We start from the raw sequence: 18,509 nt of genomic DNA on the forward strand, positions 1-18,509 counted from the left end.
CACACTGCCAAGAAAAGCCTCTAGGAGAGTCTTGGTGCCCGTACCGCAAACCGACACAGGTAGGCGAGGAGAGAATCCTCAGGTGCTCGGGAGAACTCTCGTTAAGGAACTCGGCAAAATGACCCCGTAACTTCGGGAGAAGGGGTGCCCCCTTTTGGGGGCCGCAGTGAAGAGGTCCAGGCGACTGTTTAGCAAAAACACAGGTCTCTGCGAAGCCGTAAGGCGAAGTATAGGGGCTGACGCCTGCCCGGTGCTGGAAGGTTAAGGGGATGTGTTAGCTTAAAGCGAAGCATTGAACTGAAGCCCCAGTAAACGGCGGCCGTAACTATAACGGTCCTAAGGTAGCGAAATTCCTTGTCGGGTAAGTTCCGACCCGCACGAAAGGCGTAACGATCTGGACGCTGTCTCAACGAGAGACCCGGTGAAATTGTACTGCCAGTGAAGATGCTGGCTACCCGCGACAAGACGGAAAGACCCCGTGGAGCTTTACTGCAGCTTGATATTGATCTCGGGTACGACTTGTACAGGATAGGTGGGAGTCGATGATTTGGGGACGCCAGTCTCCAAGGAGACGTCGGTGGGATACCACTCTGGTCGTATCGGAGTTCTAACTCAGAACCGTCATCCGGTTCGAGGACCGTGTCAGGCAGGCAGTTTGACTGGGGCGGTCGCCTCCTAAAATGTAACGGAGGCGCTCCAAGGTTCCCTCAGCGCGGTCGGAAATCGCGCCTATAGAGTGCAAAGGCATAAGGGAGCTTGACTGCGAGACCTACAAGTCGAGCAGGGACGAAAGTCGGACTTAGTGATCCGGTGGTTCCTTGTGGAAGGGCCATCGCTCAACGGATAAAAGCTACCCCGGGGATAACAGGCTTATCTCCCCCAAGAGTCCACATCGACGGGGAGGTTTGGCACCTCGATGTCGGCTCATCGCATCCTGGGGCTGTATTCGGTCCCAAGGGTTGGGCTGTTCGCCCATTAAAGCGGTACGCGAGCTGGGTTCAGAACGTCGTGAGACAGTTCGGTCCCTATCTGTCGCGGGCGTAGGAAATTTGAGAGGAGCTGTCCCTAGTACGAGAGGACCGGGATGGACATACCCCTGGTGTACCAGTTGTCTCGCCAGAGGCACCGCTGGGTAGCCAAGTATGGACGGGATAAGCGCTGAAAGCATCTAAGCGCGAAGCCCCCCTCAAGATGAGATTTCCCATTCCTTCGTGGAAGTAAGACCCCTTGTAGATGACGAGGTAGATCGGTCTGAGGTGGAAGCATGGTAACATGTGTAGCTGACAGATACGAATCGGTCGAGGGCTTTTCCTCACATGTCTTACTTTTCGATTTGCAACACACTTGGCCTTCTGTTCTAATTTTCAGGGTGTGACATATTTCATATGTCTTGACACTGACTGTCTGGTGATAATGGCGGAGGGGTCCCACTCGTTCCCATCCCGAACACGATCGTTAAGCCCTCCAGCGCCGATGGTACTTGGACCGCAGGGTCCTGGGAGAGTAGGTCATTGCCAGGCAAACCAAAAACCACTTAGTTGCTACTTCGGTAGCCTAAGTGGTTTTTTGATTTAACATATACTATGATTCCAAAAGATGTTGGATAATCAGAAGAGCACTGTCCCTGCATAAATGGACGGTGCTCTTCTGATTCCCATACCATCATCATTTTGTTTCTACTGAGGTAGGAGAATCTAAGGTTAATCATGATCCAAAGAGGGATCGCCATGTAATGGGGCCTACAATTCCATCAACAGCTAATTTCTTTTGTTTTTGGAAAGCCTTTACTCGTGCTTCTGTTTTGGGACCAAATATTCCATCTACTACAAGGCCGCCTAATTGACGCTGAATTAGACGTACAGAGGAACCGATAGACCCTTTTTTAATAAGATATCCTGGATACTTGGGAACCGATGGTTTTGGAGCGTTAGGAGGTACGGGATTAGGAGGAGAAGTTCTGTAAGGAACTCCAAAATACTCGCAAATACCTTGAGCTGTTTCTAACGCACATTCCGTTTGAAATGCTTTATCTAACATGCGTCTGGCTTCAATCAATCCTGGATCATCCATAAACCCAAATTCGATCAGAATGGCAGGCATGCTGGTCTCGCGTAGTACATAAAAATCAGCGGTTTTGATACCACGATTTACTTGAGAGGTCCCTTTGGTGATATGACGATGAACTGTTTCTGCTAGTTTTTTTCCAGAGGAACTACCAGGATAATAGTAAGTTTCGATGCCTCGTCCTCCACCTGCGTTATAGTGGATAGAAACATAGATATTTGCTTTTCGGCTGTTCGCTAAATTTGTTCGATTAGCTAGTGGGGTATCTACATCAGTCGGAGCAACTAAAAGGGTGCGAAAACCTAATCGGCGTAATTCTTGATCCAATAAAGACGCCACCGCTCGATTGAACTCGTTCTCTTTAATGGATCGCCTTAATTCTGGAATGACAGGAGTTCGTTTTCCTGATGTCTCTTGCCCGTGACCATCGTCAATTGCAATTAAAAAGCGATTTGCCTCTGCCATTTGTTCACCTCCTTACATATTGCCGGGTCTTCATAGCATATGCTGAAAAGAGGGAATGGCTTGGTTTTCTATCATTTAGAAGAAAAATATTAGGTTTATTGCTTATCTGTATATTGCGAGAAATAATAAAGTCTCAGGAAAATAAAGATAGGGAGGAAAACTCCAAACAAAAAGGGAATCATCCATTGTTCAGTCGTAGGGATCATTAGAATGTTTTTCCTTTCAAAGTAATGGAACAGACTTCCAGTGTTGGTTATTAAGTTAGATTACAGACCAGATTTGTTTTGGATATATTTACCTATTATTTGGAAGGTTATTCACAAAAATGATGGTGAACTTAGTATAAGTAAATACAAAAATGTAAATAGTGGGACTAATTAATTAGAAGGGTTGTGAGGCGAATGTGTGTACATGTATTAACACCAACCTGTATAATTTGTGGTGGGGTAGAAGAAAAACATTTGCTTATTCGTGAAAAAGCGATTTGCTGTACATGTGAGCAGAGGTTAGTGACTGTAACACTGGACGATCCAGAGTACTTTTTCTTCTTACACCAAATTCCAAAACTATGGATAGATGATATGAGCAGTCCTCCAGATCTGCTTAACCATACAGATTAAGTAATGAACAAGAGGCTAATCATAGTCTCTTTTTTTATCTCGCGTTATGGGCATAACCACAACTAGAAGGGAGAAAGTAAATGCTCAAAGACAATCGTGTTCCAATCATAGAATCTTTGGAACAACATCAGCAAAGGAGCCAGAGTAATTTTCATGTGCCTGGTCACAAACAGGGAAATGCAGTTCCCAGCTTTAGTTGGCTTCAAGAAATTGCGAAGTATGACTTAACAGAAGTAGGGGAGCTTGATGATTTACATCAGCCCGAAGGTGTGATTGCAGAAGCGCAATCATTAGCTTCTAAAGCATTTGGGGCACAAAAAACTTGGTTTTTGGTAGGAGGGACGACAGCGGGCATTTTGGCAGCAGTTTTGTCTGTTTGCAAGCCAGGGGAGAAAATCCTGATTGCTCGGAATTCTCATCAAGCTGTCTATCATGGATGTTACCTTGCTGGGGCAGAGGCGGTCTGTATGGAAACAAGATTCGACCCTATCACACAAAAAGAACTTCCTTATACTGCGGATCTAGTTGACCAATACTTACGTACTTATTCAGATATTCAAGCGGTCTTTCTCACTTCTCCAAATTATTATGGACGAATATTACCGATTTCAGAGATTGCCACAAGGTGTCATCAGGCAAATGTGCCATTGTTAGTTGATGAAGCACATGGTGCTCATTTTGCTTTTCACCCTTTTCTACCTGCAAGTGCGCTTTCTAGTGGAGCAGATCTGGTTGTTCAATCTACACATAAGATGTTACCTTCTTTTACGATGAGTTCGATGTTACATATACAAGGGAGTTTGCTAGATGAAGAAGCGATTTCCGAGGCGTTACGAATGGTGGAGTCTAGTAGTCCATCCTATCCCTTACTCGCTTCACTCGATCTGGCTAGACAGATCATGGAACAACAGGGAGAAAAATTATTGGATAAGAAAATGGGAGAGCTCAACGATTTTCGTGTTTATTTAAGAAACCTGAAGTATATTACAGAATTACATAGTCCCAATCAAGATCCTTTTAAGATATATCTTTCCGCCAATAAATCTGTAACGGGTTTTCATATAGCTGAGTGGCTAGAGAAAAAAGGAATCTATACAGAGTTGGCAGATGCATTTGGAGTATTAGCTGTTGCATCAATTGGAAGTAAAAAAGCAGACTTTCTCCTTTTACAACAAGCATTGGATGAGCTAGATCAGGAGATTTCGACTTGGGCAGCAGAAGAAATACCACGATTCCCAGATAGCAGAATTTCTTCTCACTCCATTTCATATGAATCAATACGAAAAAAAGAAGTTGTTTGGCTTCCTATAACAGACGTAGTAGGCAAATTTGCAGCCAAATCGATCATTCCGTATCCCCCAGGAGTTCCGACAATATTGCCTGGGGAAGTATATACAGAATCCAAATTAGCTTGGCTTCAAAAATTAGTACAGGCAGGAGCCAAAATTCGTGGTATTCGACTTTCTTCCTCCCTTTTCGTTTCCGTGTTACAATGAAATGAACATTTGGAGGGAGAATGAAGTGAACGGCTTATTTATTACGTTAGAAGGTCCTGAAGGGGCTGGAAAAACGACTCAAATCCGATATTTAGAACATTATTTACAAGACAAAAATATTTCTTATATATCACTCAGAGACCCTGGGGGAACGAGAATTGGACAACAAGTCAGAGAGTTATTGCTCCATCCTGATTTAACGGAGATGGGGACGATAACAGAACTTCTGTTGTATTCCGCATCTCGTGCGCAACTGGTAACAGAAAAAATCAGACCTGCTCTAGAAAGCGGGAAAGTAGTGATCTGTGATCGGTATATTGATTCAACGATGGTATATCAAGGCTTTGCAGGCTCCATTCCTGCTAACATTGTTGAGAGTATCAATCAAGTTGCGATTCAATATATTCTTCCAATCCGTACCTATGTACTAGACTTACCATGGGAAATCGGAGAACAACGTATTCAAGAGAGAGGTTCAGCAAAAGATCGAATAGAACAAAAAAGCAGAGAGTACCATCAACGAGTACGTGAGGGATATCAGCAGCTTGCAGAAAGCCAACAAGATCGAATTCGTCTATTGGATGGAACGTTACCTAAAGCAGATCTGTTTTCGGTGATTCGTTCAGATCTAGAGCATTTGATAAGAAAGCACCCATTTAATGGAGAAATGGACGGTTGAAAAAGAAAAGATGATTTTTCTGTTTGGTGGAAAAATCTTACACTGTGGGTCTTGATTCAGAACACTTTCCTTGATTTGAACCAAGACGCTTTTTAAGATCAAATTTTTTTCCGTTCTCTCTATTTTGTGTTAGGGAGTTTTATTAGAAGGGGAACCGTTTCGAATAGGGAACTAGTAATGAATGGAAAAGGGGGAGCATTTTGACTTGGGCTAATACTGATGCACCAGAAAGTGTAAAGAATTTCTTGCGCAATGCGATTCGTGCAGACCGAGTTGCACATGCTTACCTCTTTACTGGTGCGCAGGAAGCAAAACGCAATATTGCGATTCAGTTTTCTAAGGTGCTAAATTGTGATCAGCAGACCGAAGATTCTTGTGATCATTGTACTGCTTGTCGCACAATAGAAACTGGCAATAGTCCAGAGATAATAGAGGTCTATCCAGATGGTGCCTCTATTAAAATTGATCAAGTTCGAGCTGTGCAAAAGCAATTTTCTTTTACTCCTAGACCAGGAACGAGACGTTTTTTGATCCTACATCAAGCAGATTTATTGACACTCTCTGCTGCCAATAGTCTTTTGAAATTCTTGGAAGAGCCAGTCTCGCCTCTAGTTGCAATTCTGTTTACCCAAACGGAGCAGTCGGTTCTCGAGACGATTCGTTCTCGGTGTCAGATTGTTCGATTTCCAGAGGCCAACTTAGAGAGTAAAATCAGCAAGTTTCGTCAGATGGAACTTCCGGACTGGCAAGCTCAGATCTATAGCAATTTGCCATTCGATACCCATATAATGGAATTGGAAGCATTTGCCCAATTAATTGAGCAGATGATAAAATGGAATCAAGAGATACTCGTCGGCAAGACAGAGGCTCTTCTTTTTATATATCAGGAACCCTTTTCGACACTCATTCAAGAAGGACAAGCTGCTGTTCTGCTGGATTTGTTGATGATGTGGCAACGAGAGTTGTTACGAACAGCAAATCAGACAGTTCAAGATAGGGCATTGTTTCTACCTTGGCGAGACAACTTGGAAAGGCAGGCCTACCTAAAAGATCTACCAAGTCTGCTTTCTTTGATGGAAAAGGTGATGAAAGCGCGTCGAGATTTAGGGAAACCCATGCAGGATCAGGCGATCTTGGAAAAGATGGTCTTGGCGATGCAGGAGGGATGAACACATTGCTAAAAGTAATTGGAGTCCGCTTTCGACAAGCGGGTAAAATATATTATTTTGATCCAAGTGATGTCCCGATTCAACAGGGACAAGCTGTGATCGTAGAAACGGTCCGTGGAATAGAGTATGGAGAAGTAGTGTTCGGTATTCGATATGTGGCAGAGGATGAAGTGGTACTACCTTTACGTAAGGTAATTCGCACAGCGACTTTAGAGGATATCCAGCAAATGGACGAGAATCAGGATGCAGCAGAGGAAGCTCTGAACCTTTGCCAGCAAAAGGTGTATCAACACAGTCTAGAAATGAAGTTAGTGGATGCTGAGTATACATTTGATCGCAATAAAATTATTTTTTACTTTACGGCGGAAGGACGAGTAGACTTCCGTGACTTAGTGAGAGATCTAGCAACTGTATTTAGAACCCGTATTGAATTGAGACAGATTGGAGTTCGAGACGAAGCGAAGATGTTAGGAGGAATCGGACCCTGTGGGCGTGTTTTATGCTGTTCCTCTTTTTTAGGTGATTTCGAACCAGTCTCGATCAAAATGGCAAAAGATCAGAATCTCTCGCTAAATCCTGCCAAAATATCTGGGTTGTGTGGACGGTTAATGTGTTGCCTGAAGTTTGAAAATGACCATTATGAGGAATCGAAAATGGCGTTGCCAGACATCGGTGAAAAAATAACAACCCCTTATGGAGAAGGGGAAGTAAAAATGTTAGATCTTTTGGAACGAAAAGTACAAGTTCAGTTAGAAGAAAGCGGAAACGTGGTGGAACATTCGTTAGATGAAGTTGCTTCTGAAGTTTAATGAGAACGACTGTGTATACCAAACAAAAGGCTCTTTTTAAAATGGCGTATCTATTAAGTAATTACATGAAGGAGTTTTCGTTCTCTCTTTTTTAGCAGGTAACTGGATCAAACAAGCGGATCGATTAATGAGGTGGAGGCTTGGACAAACAGGCGGTATTTCAGTTAGTTGCCCAAGTGGAAGAACAAATTGGGGAGCTTTACAAAGAGCTGGGTGGACTAAAAGAGCAGATTGTACAATTGATGGAAGAGAATACAAGACTCGAGATGGAGAACCAGCGTCTTAGAGAATTGCAAACAAATGAGAGAGACCGTAAGGATGTAGGGAAGAAAGAAACCTCTGAAACAGTGGTAGGCGAAGAGGATCAAAATGCACTCAATCATCTAGCCAACCTGTATACAGAAGGTTTCCATATTTGCAATCTACACTATGGTAGACTGAGGACAGATGGGGATTGTTTATTTTGTTTAGCATTTTTGAATAAGAGTGAGGAAGAGGATGCACGTTAATGTGGTATCCTCTTCTTTCCTTCAATAGGAGCTAGAAATTGGAACGACCTTACTATGTTTACATATTAAAGTGTTCAGATGACACCTTTTACATAGGGATCACGAATTGCCTATCTAAAAGGCTGGCAGCTCACAATCGTGGGGTTGCATCCAAATATACGAGAACGCGTCTACCAGTTCGCTACTGTTATTATGAACAAGTTCCAAATCGATCAAGTGCATTGAAGCGAGAGATTCAAATGAAGAAGCTCTCCAGAAAACAAAAAGAGAGTTTGGTAGCTCAAAGAGGGGATCAAATCGATGTGGATCCAAAAAAGCTTTAATCAAGAAAAAGGAATCCTCTATGTAGTGGGAACACCTATTGGCAATTTAGGAGATGTAAGTGAAAGAGTACAAGAAATATTGACAGAAGTGGATGTAATCGCTGCAGAAGATACAAGGCATACTCGAAAACTACTCAATCATCTTGGTATATCGACCCCAACGGTCTCCTATCACGAACACAATGAAAAGCAAAGAGGAACAGCATTGGTAGAGCGATTGCTTGCTGGGGAAAACATAGCTCTAGTAAGTGATGCTGGCTTACCAGCAATCTCTGATCCGGGGCATATCGTCGTTCAGATGGCGACAGATTGTGAAATCCCGGTAGTGCCTATTCCAGGGGCTAATGCAGCGCTATCTGCTTTAACTTGCTCGGGACTGTCTACCCATCCGTTTCTGTTCCTTGGTTTTCTTCCTAGAGAGAGAAAAGAACGACGTAAGGTTTTGGAGAATTGGAAGTATTTTTCAGAGACTGTTATTTTTTACGAGTCTCCCCACCGCTTAGAAAAAGTGTTGGCTGATCTATTGGAGATATGGGGAAATCGCAAAGTGGCAATTGCACGTGAGCTGACCAAGAAACATGAAGAGTGGATTCGAGGAGAGCTTGTGGATGCTTTGGATTATTTGAAAGAACATGGAACGCGGGGAGAGTATACGTTCATTGTCGAGGGATCCAGTATTGGACCAGATACACTTGAGAATAGATGGTGGCAAGAGTTAAGTCCTATTGAGCATGTGGAGGAATACATCCAAAGAGGACTGTCTAAAAAAGAAGCGATTTTGCAGGCCTCCAAAGAACGTGATGTTCCTAAGCGGGAAATTTATCAGATCTATCATGGACAAGAGTAAGCAAAAAACCGAGCTCTCCTCTAGAAAAGGGAGTAGCTCGGTTTTTATTATGTGTATTTAGCAGTACAAACAGCAGGAAAATTTCTTGCTATTTGTTATGATATGGTATAGGAGAGAAACTTTTACTCTACTGTGACTTTATCTTGAAGTAGCTCGTACATTTCTTCAATGCATTTTCTGCTTACTACTTTGTTTTTGTAACGTACGGTTTCGTCGACTTCACCGGTGAAGATGCAAGCTGGCTCATATTTTTTTAATACGATGCGCTCGCCATCGACATAAATCTCCAAAGCGTCTTTTTCGCCAATCCCCAAAGTTCGACGTAATTCGATAGGAATTACTACACGACCCAGCTCGTCCACTTTCCGTACAATACCCGTAGATTTTAGCATTTGTAAAGCCCCTCTCGGTTTTTGGTCTTTGGTATTTGAAGCACTATCTCTTTTTGGTATGTTTCGATTTGCCGTCAAATTTCGACATCTGTAGCGTCAAAAACATCATACCAACGATTCCCAACTGAGTCAATATTACTTTCCTATCTTTATAGAAATTTTCTTGAAGAAGTTAACAATGTAGAAAATTTCCTTTTTAGGATGTAAGAAGAAGAATTAAAAAAAAGCCTAATCCCTTGAAAACACTAGCTTTTTTCATTAGGAGGACATGTTATGATACCAGTATCAGAGGAATTGAAAGGAAAGCTGCGAAAGTTAAATGAAGCTCTCTTAACTAGCTATCCAAAGGATGTTTTAGATTCGACAAGGATTCGACAAAAAATTGCAAACTTAGGAAGCTTCTTTTTTGTGCAAAATCTACCAGATCAGGAGCTCCAAGATTGGATGGAGGATAAGAGTCTTGTTGGAGTAGATGGTTCGGTTAACTCGACGAAGGGACCAGAACTTCGTACACTCTCTATTTTTCAAGCACTTGCGAAAGGAACAAAAGGAGAAGAGGCGTGGAAGGCGGATCTCTATACCCCTTTATTAGAAGAGGAAGAAGAATCTTCTTCTTTAGAAGATGGGCAATTGGCACGGGAAGCCAGTAAACGTGGTGCCAAACTTTCTATTCTGGAGATGGATGTTGCGATGGAAGCGATGAGAAAGTGGAAACCAAAAGTGGTTTTAATGGATGGCTCGCTTTCGTTCTTCGCTATTCGGGATTGGGAAAAATGCAATAAGCTAATGGAAACTGCCCAAGAAGAGAATGTCCTGCTTATTGGAGTTTCGGAAGAGATTGGTGCCAGGCGTTTAGCGAAAGAGATCTATCCTGAATATCCGGCTTTCTCCGATCGTGATCTTCTCTATGGAGTACTAAAAGAAGGGGAGGCTTACGAATGGGAAGATTGGTCTCCATCTGGAAATGGACTTTGGAAAATGGCTGTCCGCACATCCAATCACCCTGTACCGATTAGTATTGATGGATTAATGGCGCAAAAGTGGGATCGCAAGAGATTAGCTGATTTAGTCTATACCCTGACTCCTAAGCAAGGTAGAGGAATCCCTTTTTGGCTGGATATTGTAGATAATCAAGTTCGAGTAACAGACCTTCTTGTTCAAGGGATGATCGATCAATATATTGACCCGGAACTTCGTCACCGATTGCTTGCAACCAAACGGAATGAGCGAGTGATTTAGTAAGCAATGGAAGAGGTTCGATCAAGTTTTTCAGAGTGAGTGTGACGTCATAATGAAAGAAAATGTGTCTCTATATTGCCTTTGATATGGTTTTTAGAAAGGAAGAGAAAATGATGATGCAAGTAGTAGGAGTAACCAATCAACAAGAGGTCTATGTTGTCTCCAAGGAGCGTAAATTTCGTATTAATGAAATATTGATCCTAGAAGACCCAATTTTATCTGATCCAAAAGGAGAGGTAGTAGAGACTGCTTCGTACAATCGATTGCTTCCGATGGGATATGAAAAATCGGTAGTAGATGCTTCCATCCTTCAGACCCTTCGTACGATTGGTTATGACATTGAATCAGATGAAGTAAATATTGCCAAGGTACGTCTTTTTGAGGAAGCAGCCCATCCAGTGATCACAGGTTGCTCTGTCCGTTTACCAGAGTTTGAAGAAGTCCGCCACTTATTGATTAAAGCTGATCCCAACGAATCGATGGTTGTAGGGGAAGTCCGGGGGACTGATTCGATTGCGAAAACGATGAGTGAAGATTTACATCACAAACTAAAAGTGCTCGAACAAGGGGAACTACGTGAACAGAATGGGATTCCTTTTTTATTTGATGTGAGATCCATGCATCAATATCCACATGTGGGTGTGTTTGGTGGATCTGGATCAGGTAAATCATTTGGTCTGCGTGTCATGATGGAAGAACTGATGAATTTACAGATCCCGACGATTGTCTTTGACCCACATTTTGAAATGGAATTTTCTACGGTGACTCCTGGACTAGAAGAGATAGCACCTGATTATTCTGATCGCTTTTTGACCGTCCAAATTGGAAAAGAAGTAGGTATCTCCTTTACCGATCTGAGCACACGTGATATCATCTCCCTCTTACACGCTGCGGGTGGACAATTGACTAGTTCGATGGAAAGTGCAGTAGAAGCATTGCATAAAACTCGTGATACATTTATCTCTTTTAGTGACCGAATTCGCAATCTAATGGAAGCAGCTGAAGCGAAAAATTTGGACAAACAGTTGCAAGAGGCAGATACTCCAACAGAAGTCGAACGAATTTCTGCTCTACAAAAATTGCTCAAAAAGTATCCAAGTGTACATGCTTCCTCTTTGCGTGGGATCGATTGGCGCTTGCGACGATTAGAAAGATCAGGGATTTTCACTAGAGATATTAAAGAGATTGAAAGAGGTATTGAACAGCGAAAGCTAGTATCCGTCCAAGGGTCTTCTTGGCTCCTTCAAGTCTTTGCAACTTATGTAACCGGTGCACTCTATCGTAAACGAAGAGATTATCGGGATGCTCGGATGAATGGCGAAGAAGGTCAATTCTTTCCTCCGTTTGTCATTGTGATGGATGAAGCCCATAACTTTGCACCAAAGGGAGTAGATTCTCCAGCAAAATCTGTTCTTAAGGAAATTGCGCAAGAAGGACGGAAATACGGAGTCTTTCTTTTCTTAGCAACACAGCGTCCTACGTTATTAGATGAGACGATTACTGCGCAACTTAACTCCAAATTCGTCTTTCGGACAGTACGTGGAACAGATATTCAGACGCTTCGTGAAGAGACCGATCTAACAGAAGACGAAGGGAAACGTCTACCATACTTACGATCTGGGGATACGTTTGTCTCTTCCGCTGCTTTTGGACGGACAGTCTTTATCCGGGTTCGAGCAGCTTATACAACGAGCCCTCATACGATGAATCCATTTGATGAATTGATGCAGGCATCTCGTCAGAAAGAAGAGGGATTCTTACAAGCGCTGACTCCGCTATTACCCCTCTTTGATACAGATCTCGTGCAAGCGATCTCCTCGATCAATCGAGAGCTAGGGGTAAGTTGGGAAGTGACTCGCCTTCGCCAAGAGTTAGAACAGGCTGCCAAAGCAGGAAAAATCCGAAAACATGTTACCCCGTTCCAAACAAGATATGATCGGGTATAAAGTAAGAAAGATTTCCCTTATCCCATTCCGATGAGCAGATGACTTCCATAAGTAATAGATTAAGGTCAACGAACATTCCATATGGGAAGAAGGTAAATTCCCTCCGAATGAGGTGCCGCTTTACAAGACTTGTGGATAACTGTGGATAACTAGGTCGTTTTTGTGGATAAGTTGTTCATAAGTTGTGGAAGGTGTGGGATCGAATAGAAAGGTGATACAGAATGAATTACGTTAAATACTGGGATTTATGGAAACCGAAGCTGTGGATAGCTTTGCGGGAAGGAAAGATTTTTACGCCTACTTTCGTTATGGTGGCGTTTCTTTTCTTTCACTTTTTTGCGTGGGACTTTCAGTTTGGGAGTTGGCTATTAGCTACTTTATGGGCATTACCACTGTTTGTTTTATATTACTTCTATGAATTTCCATTAAAACTCCGTCCAGTCTTGTGGCTACCCATCGTTTTTTATCAGGGACTATTTGGTGGGTTCCATGTTGGTTTACTGCTCTTTGCTTTGGTACTTTATTTAGGGTGGAACTTATTTGGTATCGGAACATGGTATTATCATCGGAAACTAGGTACTTCCAAACACAACTACCAAACTTATTGGAAACAATTAGTGGTACATAGTGGACCGACAAGTGAAAATGCCCAGGAGCAACTGCCCAAGATATTTTTACTGTTACTTGTTATGCAGACAGGGTATACCCAGAATTTCTTTGAACTGCCTCACATGTCCTATTTGGTGTTCCTGATCGTCTGGATTGCGATCACCATTTGGCTACATTACAAATTATGGGACTGGAAGCCAGTAGAGATGGACCGTTTTGTCTATCCAGTTTCCCAAAAAGCAAAAGCTAGACGTGTCATTTTAATCGTCTTGGAAGGTTGTCGCAAAGATCGTCTAGAAGATGCCTATACTCCCTTTTTTGATTGGTTGGAGAGTAAAGGAACAACTTATAGCAAGATGGAGACCCTCTATCCGGCAAGAACGTACTCTACCGCTGCCTCTCTCTACACGGGAGCTTATCCAAGGGATCATAAAATCTTGCAAGATCTTTATATTTCACCAACTCAGCAAGTGGAGAATCTCATGCAAAAACTCTCAGAAAAAGGAAAAAAGAGCAAGATTATTGGATCGAAATATTTAGCTGATTTATGGGGATCGGAATATACGGAGATTGTGGAACCGAAGTCTATTCAAGAATCCAATCAACAAGTCCTAGAAAAGGCAAAAGAGATACTCCAACAAGAAAAGCCTGACTTTCTGTCTCTACATTTCAGTTCTATTGATCGGATTGGGAAAGCAAAAGGGCCAGATAGTGAGGAATATCGCGAACAGATTCAAGAATTAGATGTTCAACTTTCCCTCTTTTATAAGTGGGTGGAGAGTCTCGATGAATTAAAAGATACGTTGTATATCGTTACAAGTAATCACGGACTTTCTGCAGGTGGAGCACATGGTCATCTAGCAGAAGGAGAACGAAATGTACCATTTATCTTACATGGCCCTATGTTTGAGGAAGGGAGGAAAGTGCTGATTCCTCATCAGTTGATCTCAGTCGCACCGACAATCGCGCATCTCTTAGAGGTAGATCATCCAAAACAAGCACGTGGAAAGATATTAATGGAAGAGATGAAAGAAAATATTATATAAGAAGAAGCATCCTAGTGAGTGATTCGCTAGGATGCTTTTGTATAAGGTATATTTCATAAATTATCAAATCGGAGATGGGAAAGCATTTACAAAATTTATCGTTTTATTTTTGGAAAAAGAAGCGTTTACAGAATTTTAAAGGTACTTATAAATATACAGAATGGAAAGAAAAGTTGGTAGATGATAGTATTTAATAAGTGATATAAGTAAATTTTTGTAGCAAGTATTAAGGATTATGAAGAGGGGAGACTTAAAAATTGTTTAAAATTTTTAGAACAGTTAACCTGAGTAAGAAAGCACTGGTAGCATTAGCCTGTGCAGCGATCTTCGCTTCTTCTATATTTTCAGGGTTTACAAAGAGTGTGGCAGCAGAAGATGTAACATGGAAAGATTCAGAACATCGTCCAGGCTACCATTTCTCCGTGCCAGATCAATGGATGAATGATCCACAACGGCCTATTTATTTTGATGGAGAGTATCATTATTACTATTTGTACAACAGAGATTACTCGTGGGGTGGTAATGGTACAGAGTGGAGGCATGCAACCTCAAAAGATTTAGTCATCTGGGAAGATAAAGGAGTAGCGATTCCTAAATATACAAATAAGAATGGAGATCCATGGACAGGTTCATTTGTTGTGGATAATGAAAATACAGCAGGATTTGGGTATGGTGCAGTAATTGCAATTGTAACTCAACCATCTGCTGACGGTCAAAAGCAGGAACAATTCTTATGGTATAGTACGGATCGAGGAAAAACATTTAAAAGCTACAGTGACGAACCTATCATGAAAAATCCAGGTGAACCAAACTTCCGGGATCCTAAAGTTATTTGGGATAGTCAAGCTGGGAAATGGGTAATGACCATGGCAGAAGGCGATAAGATTGGCTTCTATGAGTCAAGAGACTTAAAACATTGGGTTTATATAAGTGGGTTTATGGCTCCTAATATTGGGGTGTTAGAATGTCCTGATCTTTTCTTGTTAAGAGCAGATGATGGGAATTACAAATGGGTTTTAGGTGTATCAGCTAATGCTAGATTCAAAGGTGATCCGAATACTTACGCATATTGGACTGGTAATTTCAACGGAAAAGAATTCAAACCTGATAAAGCAGAACCAACATGGTTAGACTATGGTTTTGACTGGTATGGTGGTGTTACATTTGAAGACGGACCTGGTTACGATAAATTAGGTAGAAGATATGCTATAGCATGGATGAATAATTGGGATTATCCTCATAACACTCCAACCAAAGCGGAAGGATTTAATGGAGTAAACTCTATAGTAAGAAAAGTAGAGTTGAAAAATAAAAATGGTAGATATACTTTAGTATCTAATCCAACCGAACGCCTAGATGATACAAATAATGTTTCGAAAAGGATTGATCTTGGAAAAATCGAAATAAACGGAAACAAAACGATATTCGATCAAGCTGACGCTGGAAAAACATACAGCATTGAAGCGGATATATCTTGGGAAAACATAACTAATTTTGGATTTCGTTTAAGGGAATCTGATGATGGATCGAAACATATTGATGCCGGTTTATTTGTAGAAGGAGGTTTCTCCTTCGTCAATAGAAAACATACAGGGACTCCGAGTACTCAATTCGTTGAAAGTAAAGCACCTTTTGACAAAAACAAGAAGAAGGTACACCTGAGAATTTTGGTTGATAATACAAGCGTAGAAATGTTTATTGATGATGGAGAAGTAGTTCATTCAAACCAAGTTTTCTCCAATGCAGGCGATACGAAAATATCTGCTTTTTCTACTGGAGGAACCACTATCTTAGAAAATGTGAAAATTACGGAGTATAAAAATCTCTTTGTTGGTAGATAGGAAGCACGTGAAGAGATCTTGATCGAAGAGATGAAAGACAATTTTTTTATAAAAATCATCTTAGTGAGCGTTCGCTAGGATGATTTTTTCGTGCTATATCATTGTAATCTTATGGTACTGACGAGCTTCTTCGCCTATTGGAACGCCATCTTTTAGGAAAAACGTTGGAATTGTGTAGTATTAGTTAAGGATCGCTAGTGTTTGTATGAAGTAAAGTTTATTAAGTAGAAGATAATTTTATTTTAATTTTTAATCATTGTTATATTATAATTATTCACATACAATAAGCATGTCTTACTATTCACGCCTCGAACCGAGATGTTGGAAAACCGGATCTGGGCTCGGGGCGTGAGAGTTAGACACCAGTTTCTAGTCTAACCTCACTCCTTAGACAACAAGAGGAGTGATCATCATGAGAGAAATGAAAAGGTTCAAAATTGAGGTAAGTTTAAAGAAAATCATCGAGGTAGATTTTATTCTAAAGATTGAATTCGAAACCATAACAGGAGAAAAAGCCAAAGCCATTCCAAGAAACAAAATAGATAAAAAACTAAAAAATCTAGATAAAGAAAGAGAAAAATTGCTAGCACAACTAGACAAAATGGACAAGAAAATTATTTGTTAGATTAGAAACTGTGACACCTAGGGACTCCTTGGTGTCACTCTTTATTTACAAAGGAAGTATTGTTGTATGAATACGATTCTTATATAATGAATACGTCTGATTATTCACGCCTCGAACCGAGATATCGGTAAACCGGATTTTGGTTCGGGGCGTGAGAGTTAGACACAGGTTTCTAGTCTAACCTCACTCCTTAGAAAACATCAGGAGTGATCATCATGAAAGAACAAAAAGAGTTTAAAATGTCGTTGGAGTTAAAACTGAAAACATTACAGCAGCAAGAAATTTCCTTGAAACTAGATATATCTAATATCATAAAAAGAGAAGGTATACTTCATCCAAATACTATAAAGAAAGTAGCCGGAATCCAACAAGAGTTGAAGAAAATCAAAAAAGAAAAAAAAGACGTAAAAAAACAACTAGCAACGTTATGACTAGAAACGAGTGACATCGAGGTTCGCCTTGATGTCATTTTTATGTGCAAACGAAAATGTGTTTGAATAACAATTCTCTAACTTCATTGAATCCCTATAAGGTACTAGATCTAGTGGGGATTTTTAATAATAGCTTGTTAATCTAAGTTAAACGTAGGCGCGCCGCCGGTTTTCCCGCTTTTAATCTGCTCCGGCTCCCTATCGCTCATAGTAGCATCTCAAAAGGAGAAAACCTCTGGCTTTGGGCTAATTATGCAACATGCTCTATAAGAATAACAAACCATCGTAATAGTATGATTACTTGCTAGTCCTAAGCTAAAATGAATATAAGGCATCTCATAATCTTTTGGAAAGGATGAGAAAAATGTCCACAAAGTTACCTCCTAAGCTTCATAATCATATAGAACTACCTGTCATAGCAGCTCCCATGTTTCTTGTTTCTAGCCCTGAGATGGTGATAGAGAGTTGTAAAGCGGGGATTATTGGCTCGTTTCCGTTACTAAATGCTCGTACGGAAGATGCTTTAGATGATTGGATGAAACAGATTACAAATGAATGGAAAGAAGCCAAGTTAAAAGAACCAGAGCGACGCATTGCTCCGTGGGCAGTAAATCTAATTGTACATCGGACGAATAAACGTTACCAAGTTGATTTAGATCTTATCCAGAAATATAAGCCACCGATTGTGATTACCTCCCTTGGGGATCCAAGTTCGGTGGTTAGTATCGTACGTGAATATGATGGACTTGTTTTTTCGGATGTAAGTAACATTACCCATGCCAAAAAAGCTGCACAAAAGGGGGTAGATGGGCTAATTCTGGTATGTAACGGAGCAGGTGGGCATGCAGGAACCATCAATCCAATCGCTTTCATGGGAGCAGTAAAGGAATTTTGGAATGGGATAACGATTATTGCTGGTTCGATCTCCAGTGGTCAGGATATTTTGGCAGTAGAAGCGCTTGGTGCTGACCTTGCCTACATGGGAACACGATTTATTTCGTCGTCAGAGAGCTTTGCTGCTATAGAATATAAAAACATGCTAGTTGACTCTACCCTAGACGACCTTATTTATACGGATGCGTTTAGTGGTGTGAATGCTAATTACTTGATCCCAAGTATCCAAAAGGCTGGTTTGGACCCAAATCAGCTCCAGAAAAAAGAAAATGTAGATTTTTCCCATTTAAATCAGTCTACGGCTAAAGCATGGAAAGACATCTGGTCTGCAGGGCAGGGAGTGGGTGCAATTAAGCGAGTTCAACCTGTTTCTGAAATTGTACAGGAGCTACAGCAGGAGTATAAGCAAGCGCTAACTTCATTGATAATGAAACGTTCAAAATAAAAAGAGGTCACTAAAGACTCCTAACTGATAGAATAAAGCCCAAAAAAACAGTCAACCGTT

The 18,509-nt window shown here is 41.3% G+C and carries 17 protein-coding genes and 2 rRNA genes; 17 read left to right on the plus strand and 2 right to left on the minus strand.

Features of this window, described 5'->3' with window-relative positions; translation table 11 throughout:
* Nucleotides 1–1,315: ribosomal RNA gene (locus VJ09_RS10970) — 23S ribosomal RNA — on the plus strand; the annotation flags it as partial.
* An 88-nt stretch (nucleotides 1,316–1,403) separates the two neighbouring features.
* Nucleotides 1,404–1,520 (plus strand): 5S ribosomal RNA (rrf, locus tag VJ09_RS10975).
* A 184-nt stretch (nucleotides 1,521–1,704) separates the two neighbouring features.
* Here the strand turns inward: rrf and VJ09_RS17645 are convergent.
* Nucleotides 1,705–2,529, minus strand: coding sequence for an N-acetylmuramoyl-L-alanine amidase (locus VJ09_RS17645; protein ID WP_052807363.1), 825 nt, complete (start codon nucleotides 2,527–2,529; stop codon nucleotides 1,705–1,707).
* Between the two features lie 401 nt (nucleotides 2,530–2,930).
* Between VJ09_RS17645 and VJ09_RS10985 the strand changes: the two genes are divergently transcribed.
* From VJ09_RS10985 to rsmI, 8 genes are all read left to right on the plus strand, one after another.
* Nucleotides 2,931–3,149, plus strand: a complete 219-nt coding sequence (locus VJ09_RS10985; protein WP_044641785.1) for a sigma factor G inhibitor Gin — start codon at nucleotides 2,931–2,933, stop codon at nucleotides 3,147–3,149.
* Nucleotides 3,150–3,229: 80 nt separating this feature from the next.
* Nucleotides 3,230–4,645 carry an aminotransferase class I/II-fold pyridoxal phosphate-dependent enzyme gene (locus tag VJ09_RS10990; RefSeq protein ID WP_044641786.1) on the plus strand — a complete coding sequence of 472 codons (1,416 nt, stop codon included), beginning with the start codon at nucleotides 3,230–3,232 and terminating at the stop codon, nucleotides 4,643–4,645.
* A gap of 25 nt (nucleotides 4,646–4,670) precedes the next feature.
* Nucleotides 4,671–5,324 carry a dTMP kinase gene (gene tmk, locus VJ09_RS10995; protein ID WP_044641787.1) on the plus strand — a complete coding sequence of 218 codons (654 nt, stop codon included), beginning with the start codon at nucleotides 4,671–4,673 and terminating at the stop codon, nucleotides 5,322–5,324.
* A 200-nt stretch (nucleotides 5,325–5,524) separates the two neighbouring features.
* Nucleotides 5,525–6,493 (plus strand): hypothetical protein, encoded by a 969-nt coding sequence (locus VJ09_RS17650; protein WP_052807364.1) that lies wholly within the window; start codon nucleotides 5,525–5,527, stop codon nucleotides 6,491–6,493.
* Nucleotides 6,494–6,498: 5 nt separating this feature from the next.
* The gene (locus VJ09_RS11005; protein ID WP_044641788.1) at nucleotides 6,499–7,302 is read left to right on the plus strand and encodes a PSP1 domain-containing protein; all 804 of its coding nucleotides are present in this window, start codon (nucleotides 6,499–6,501) and stop codon (nucleotides 7,300–7,302) included.
* A gap of 140 nt (nucleotides 7,303–7,442) precedes the next feature.
* Nucleotides 7,443–7,811, plus strand: a complete 369-nt coding sequence (locus VJ09_RS11010; RefSeq protein ID WP_044641789.1) for an initiation-control protein YabA — start codon at nucleotides 7,443–7,445, stop codon at nucleotides 7,809–7,811.
* A 38-nt stretch (nucleotides 7,812–7,849) separates the two neighbouring features.
* Complete coding sequence (locus VJ09_RS11015; protein WP_044641790.1) at nucleotides 7,850–8,134, plus strand: GIY-YIG nuclease family protein; 285 nt, start codon at nucleotides 7,850–7,852, stop codon at nucleotides 8,132–8,134.
* Nucleotides 8,112–8,981, plus strand: coding sequence for a 16S rRNA (cytidine(1402)-2'-O)-methyltransferase (gene rsmI / locus VJ09_RS11020; protein ID WP_044641791.1), 870 nt, complete (start codon nucleotides 8,112–8,114; stop codon nucleotides 8,979–8,981). The genes VJ09_RS11015 and rsmI overlap by 23 nt, the downstream gene beginning before the upstream one ends.
* Before the next feature lie 122 nt (nucleotides 8,982–9,103).
* On the opposite strand, the gene VJ09_RS11025 is transcribed toward rsmI, so the two are convergent.
* Nucleotides 9,104–9,373, minus strand: coding sequence for an AbrB/MazE/SpoVT family DNA-binding domain-containing protein (locus VJ09_RS11025; protein ID WP_044641792.1), 270 nt, complete (start codon nucleotides 9,371–9,373; stop codon nucleotides 9,104–9,106).
* A 273-nt stretch (nucleotides 9,374–9,646) separates the two neighbouring features.
* On the opposite strand from VJ09_RS11025, the gene VJ09_RS11030 reads away from it, so the two are divergent.
* From VJ09_RS11030 to VJ09_RS11060, 7 genes are all read left to right on the plus strand, one after another.
* Nucleotides 9,647–10,612 carry a DNA double-strand break repair nuclease NurA gene (locus tag VJ09_RS11030; protein WP_044641793.1) on the plus strand — a complete coding sequence of 322 codons (966 nt, stop codon included), beginning with the start codon at nucleotides 9,647–9,649 and terminating at the stop codon, nucleotides 10,610–10,612.
* A 110-nt stretch (nucleotides 10,613–10,722) separates the two neighbouring features.
* A complete protein-coding gene (locus VJ09_RS11035) occupies nucleotides 10,723–12,558 on the plus strand; it encodes an ATP-binding protein (protein ID WP_325063591.1) in 1,836 nt (611 codons plus the stop codon).
* Nucleotides 12,559–12,779: 221 nt separating this feature from the next.
* Nucleotides 12,780–14,213 carry an alkaline phosphatase family protein gene (locus tag VJ09_RS11040; protein ID WP_044641794.1) on the plus strand — a complete coding sequence of 478 codons (1,434 nt, stop codon included), beginning with the start codon at nucleotides 12,780–12,782 and terminating at the stop codon, nucleotides 14,211–14,213.
* 338 nt (nucleotides 14,214–14,551) lie between these two features.
* Nucleotides 14,552–16,054: a glycoside hydrolase family 32 protein gene (locus VJ09_RS11045; RefSeq protein ID WP_044642836.1), complete on the plus strand. Its 1,503-nt coding sequence runs from the start codon at nucleotides 14,552–14,554 to the stop codon at nucleotides 16,052–16,054.
* A 412-nt stretch (nucleotides 16,055–16,466) separates the two neighbouring features.
* Nucleotides 16,467–16,679 (plus strand): hypothetical protein, encoded by a 213-nt coding sequence (locus tag VJ09_RS11050; RefSeq protein ID WP_044641795.1) that lies wholly within the window; start codon nucleotides 16,467–16,469, stop codon nucleotides 16,677–16,679.
* A 215-nt stretch (nucleotides 16,680–16,894) separates the two neighbouring features.
* A complete protein-coding gene (locus VJ09_RS11055; RefSeq protein ID WP_044641796.1) occupies nucleotides 16,895–17,110 on the plus strand; it encodes a hypothetical protein in 216 nt (71 codons plus the stop codon).
* A gap of 364 nt (nucleotides 17,111–17,474) precedes the next feature.
* Nucleotides 17,475–18,449: an NAD(P)H-dependent flavin oxidoreductase gene (locus VJ09_RS11060; protein WP_044641797.1), complete on the plus strand. Its 975-nt coding sequence runs from the start codon at nucleotides 17,475–17,477 to the stop codon at nucleotides 18,447–18,449.
* The last annotated feature ends 60 nt before the right edge of the window (nucleotides 18,450–18,509 follow it).

The organism is Risungbinella massiliensis (assembly GCF_000942395.1).
Classification (GTDB): Bacteria; Bacillota; Bacilli; order Thermoactinomycetales; family Thermoactinomycetaceae; genus Risungbinella; species Risungbinella massiliensis.

Excerpts from the sequence above, each read along its gene's own strand:
- VJ09_RS10990 (WP_044641786.1), top strand. The coding sequence starts at position 3,230 with ATGCTCAAAGACAATCGTGTTCCAATCATAGAATCTTTGGAACAACAT.
- rsmI (WP_044641791.1), top strand. The coding sequence starts at position 8,112 with ATGTGGATCCAAAAAAGCTTTAATCAAGAAAAAGGAATCCTCTATGTA.
- VJ09_RS11060 (WP_044641797.1), top strand. The coding sequence starts at position 17,475 with ATGTCCACAAAGTTACCTCCTAAGCTTCATAATCATATAGAACTACCT.
- VJ09_RS11035 (WP_325063591.1), top strand. The coding sequence starts at position 10,723 with ATGATGATGCAAGTAGTAGGAGTAACCAATCAACAAGAGGTCTATGTT.
- VJ09_RS10985 (WP_044641785.1), top strand. The coding sequence starts at position 2,931 with ATGTGTGTACATGTATTAACACCAACCTGTATAATTTGTGGTGGGGTA.
- VJ09_RS11030 (WP_044641793.1), top strand. The coding sequence starts at position 9,647 with ATGATACCAGTATCAGAGGAATTGAAAGGAAAGCTGCGAAAGTTAAAT.
- VJ09_RS11055 (WP_044641796.1), top strand. The coding sequence starts at position 16,895 with ATGAAAGAACAAAAAGAGTTTAAAATGTCGTTGGAGTTAAAACTGAAA.
- VJ09_RS11050 (WP_044641795.1), top strand. The coding sequence starts at position 16,467 with ATGAGAGAAATGAAAAGGTTCAAAATTGAGGTAAGTTTAAAGAAAATC.
- VJ09_RS11040 (WP_044641794.1), top strand. The coding sequence starts at position 12,780 with ATGAATTACGTTAAATACTGGGATTTATGGAAACCGAAGCTGTGGATA.
- VJ09_RS11025 (WP_044641792.1), bottom strand. The coding sequence starts at position 9,373 with ATGCTAAAATCTACGGGTATTGTACGGAAAGTGGACGAGCTGGGTCGT.
- VJ09_RS17645 (WP_052807363.1), bottom strand. The coding sequence starts at position 2,529 with ATGGCAGAGGCAAATCGCTTTTTAATTGCAATTGACGATGGTCACGGG.